Annotated in this window: 3 protein-coding genes; all 3 read left to right on the top strand. The window is 65.0% G+C overall.

All coding sequences use genetic code 11. The annotated features are described in order from the left end of the window. Nucleotides 1-877, top strand: an 877-nt coding sequence (locus Q0C64_RS10225) for a TonB-dependent receptor (RefSeq protein WP_294123432.1), incomplete at its 5' end; no start/stop codon positions are given. A gap of 112 nt (nt 878-989) precedes the next feature. Beyond that, complete coding sequence (locus Q0C64_RS10220) at nt 990-3,023, top strand: tetratricopeptide repeat-containing sulfotransferase family protein (RefSeq protein ID WP_294123430.1); 2,034 nt, start codon at nt 990-992, stop codon at nt 3,021-3,023. A gap of 1 nt (nt 3,024) precedes the next feature. Further along, nucleotides 3,025-3,583: tetratricopeptide repeat protein (locus Q0C64_RS10215; RefSeq protein WP_294123429.1), on the top strand; the 559-nt coding region annotated here is incomplete at its 3' end.

The following is a 3,583-nucleotide window of genomic DNA, read 5'->3' as shown; positions in this document are numbered from 1 at the left end:
TGGCGGCAACGTGAACCTCGACCCTGAAACGGCGACCACCAAGACGGTCGGCGTGATCCTGCAACCGTCGAGCATCCTGCCGGGGTTCGCCTTGACCGTCGACTATTGGAACATCCAGGTGAAGGACGCGATCCAGGGCTTCGGCGCGGATTCGATCCTCACTGCCTGCGTCAATCAGTCGACGGCGACGTTCGAAGCGCCGGCTTGCAGCCTGATCAACCGCGATCCTTCGGGTTCGTTGTGGCTGACTCCGGGTGGCTACGTCACCGACACGCCGAACAACGAAGGCCGGGTGAAGACCGACGGTGTGGACTTCAACTCCAGCTACAGCCACCGCCTTGGCGGTCTCGGCACCTTGTCGGCGACATTCAACGGCACCTGGCTGCGCCACTACAAGGTCGATAACGGCCTGACGGCGGAATATGACTGCGCCGGCTTCTACGGTCCGACCTGCTCAGGCGGGACCGTGGCCAGCGGCGCGCCAATGCCGAAGTGGCGGCACAAGATGCGCACCACGCTGAACATGAAGAACGGCATCGGCGTATCGCTGCAGTGGCGCTATACCGGCAAGGTGACCGCCGAGACGCTGCAGAACAATGAGTCGCTGCATGGCGACATCCCGCTGGATCCGGGTCTGCACATTCATGCGCAGCAATACTTCGATCTGGCGACGACCTACAGCTTCGGCGACCACTACCAGTTCCGTCTGGGCGTGAACAACATCCTCGACAACGATCCGCCGCTGGTTACCGGTGGCAGCGCGGTCCTGGGTGGTTCGAACCTCTGCCCGGCCGGTCCGTGTAACGGCAACACCTACCCGGGTACCTGGGATGCGTTGGGCCGCTACATCTACGCCGGTGTGACGCTCGACTTCTAAAGGGTCGAAGCACCAGAAAATCGGGGCGGTGGATCTTCGGATCCGCCGCCCCTTTTTCATTACGGGCCAAGCACCTACTGGCCCTTTGGTGCGATTTCGCTAGGAAGGCGCAATGACCGCGACCTCAACCTTGGACACCCAGACGACCAACGCTATCCGCGCCGCCCTTGGGGCCGCCAGCCGGGGACAGCATCGCGAGGCCTTCCAGATCGCCGAGCAGGCCCTGGCCGGCGGCGGCGAGCCGGTCGCGCTCAATGCCATGTTGGGAATGCTGCGCTGCCAGTCGGGTGATCTGGAAGCGGGCGTCGAGCATCTGAAGATCGCCCACGCCGCCCGTCCGAACGACCAGAAGATCGCCACCAACCTGGCAATGGCCTTGCAGCAGCTGCAGCGTTATCCGGAGGCGCTGGCCGTCGTGACGGAGGAATTGGCAAGCAGCGACCCGACCCTGCAGCTCGAACGGCTGCGCGGCTTTATCGCCTTGTCCACGGACAATTTCCTGGTGGCGATCCGATCCTATGAGCGCGTTGTGGCGAATGACCCCAATGACTGGGAGGCATGGAATAATTTGGGCAATGCCCGCCGCGTCGCCGGACAGAATGACGGCGCCATCGAGGCCCTGCGGCGAGCGGCGGAGCTGGCGCCCGACGCGGCGCCGGTCCGGCTGAACCTCGCCACCGCGATCATCAATTCGGGGGACTGGAATGCCGCCGAGGCGGAGCTTCGGCAAATGGGCGAGGATTTCCCGGACGATCCCATGCCGCTGCGCGAACTCTATCTGATGCTGAAGGAGTGGGGCCACGACGCGCTTGCGCTCGAGGCGATCACGGGCGCGGTCGAACGGGCGCCGGATGATGTCGAGCTGCTGCTGGCGCAGGCAAACCTCCTGTCGCAAATGACCAATTTGGCCTCCGCCGAGGCCGCGTATCGCCGGGTGCTCGAGCTTGATCCGGCCAACGCCATGGGACATCTCGGCCTTGCCATTTGCTTTGACCTTACCAACCAGACCCAGGAGCTGGCGGACCTGGCGCCCGCAGCCGAGGCAAGGGGCGTCAGCGCAAATGCCCAAAATTTCATTCACGCGTTCAACCATCGCCGGGCCAAGCGGTTCGCGGAAGGGCTGGCGGCGCTCGAACAAGTCCCGGAGACGCTCGAAAACAGCCGCCGCCTGCACCTGCTGGGCCAGCTGCTCGAAGGGCTCGGCCGCTATGATGAAGCGTTCGACGCCTATGCGCGAATGAATGAGATGCTGGTGGAGCAGGCAGGGCTGAAGCCGCTGGAGCGGGCCATGGGCTATCGGACCACGATCCGTGAGCGCCGCGAGGCGACAAATGAAAAATGGGTAGGCCGCTGGCGGGCCGAGGCGAGCAAGGTCGCGCGTCCGGCGCCGGTGTTCCTGTTCGGGTTCCCGCGCTCGGGCACGACGCTGCTCGACACAATGCTGATGGGCCATCCCTCGATCGAGGTACTCGAGGAAGAGCCGACGCTTCACAAGGCATTCGAGCTGTTCGGGAATTACGAGGAGTTGCCGACGGCCAGCGACGCGCAAATCCAGGAAGCGCGGGACGGCTATTTCGAGATCGCCGGGTCACGCACCCCGCTCAAGCCCGGCAATTTGCTGGTCGACAAGAATCCGCTGGCGATCAACGCGGTGCCGTTCATCCGCCGGCTATTCCCCGACGCGCGGTTCATCCTTGCGCTGCGGCATCCGTGCGACGTGCTGCTGAGCTGCTATGTCACCAATTTCCGGATGAACGACGGCATGGCCAGCTTCACCAACCTCGAAACGGGGGCCGAGCTTTACGACCTCAGCTTCAGCTATTTCGAGCGCGTCCAGGCGCTGATGCCGACCCCGACCCACACCGTGATGTACGAGAAGGTGGTCGCGGACCAGGACCGCGAGCTGCGCGCTTTGTTCGATTTCCTCGGCCTCGACTGGCACGACGCGGTGCTCGACCACCAGGCGACCGCGCTTGGCCGCGGGCGCATCAAGACGGCGAGCTATGCCCAGGTGGTCGAGCCGATTTACCAGCGCTCGGCCGGCCGCTGGCAGAATTTCCGCCAGCATCTCGAGCCGGTCTTCCCAGTGCTGAAGCCATGGGTCGACAAATTCGGATACTCGCTCGACCCGGTCGACAAGGCCTGAGATGTCGCTGCTGATCGCCGATGCAGACCGCGCCGCGGCGAGTGGCGATCTGGCGCGGGCGATCCACCTCCTCGAGCAGGCAGGCGAGGCCGATCCCGGACAGCCGCAGCTATGGCTGAAGCTGGCCGCCTTGCGGCGAGCGTCGGGTCAGCCAGCCAAGGCGCTCGACGCGGTCAACCGGGCGCTGGCCGTCGCCGAGCTGGATTTCATGGCGCTCACCATGCGCGCATCGCTGATCGAGAGATTGTCCCCGTCGCAGGCCGGCGAGGCCTGGGCCAATGCCCTGGCGCAGCGGCCGAGCGGCGACATCCCGCCGCAGCTGGCGGAAGCGCTGGCCAAGGGCGAGATCATTCGCGACCGCTGGATCGCCGAGCGCAAGGCGAAGCTCGACCGCGTGACGGTGCCGGTCCTTGAGGGTGCATCACCGGCCGAGGCAGCGCGCATCGCCCGCTTCCAGTCCAACGTGCTGCGCAAGACGCGGGTCTATCATAGCGAGCCGACCCATTTCGCTTTCCCCGGCCTGGCCGAACGCGAATTCCATCCGCGCGAGGAACATGGCT

Origin of the sequence: Sphingomonas sp., from assembly GCF_023266535.1 — a bacterium.
Taxonomy (GTDB): Bacteria; Pseudomonadota; Alphaproteobacteria; order Sphingomonadales; family Sphingomonadaceae; genus Sphingomicrobium.
Note: the sequence above shows the minus strand (reverse complement) of the source record. Positions and strands in the feature narration are given on the sequence as shown.

What these genes read in the sequence shown, in the direction of transcription:
- Q0C64_RS10220 (WP_294123430.1), top strand. Translation starts at nt 990, where the DNA reads ATGACCGCGACCTCAACCTTGGACACCCAGACGACCAACGCTATCCGC.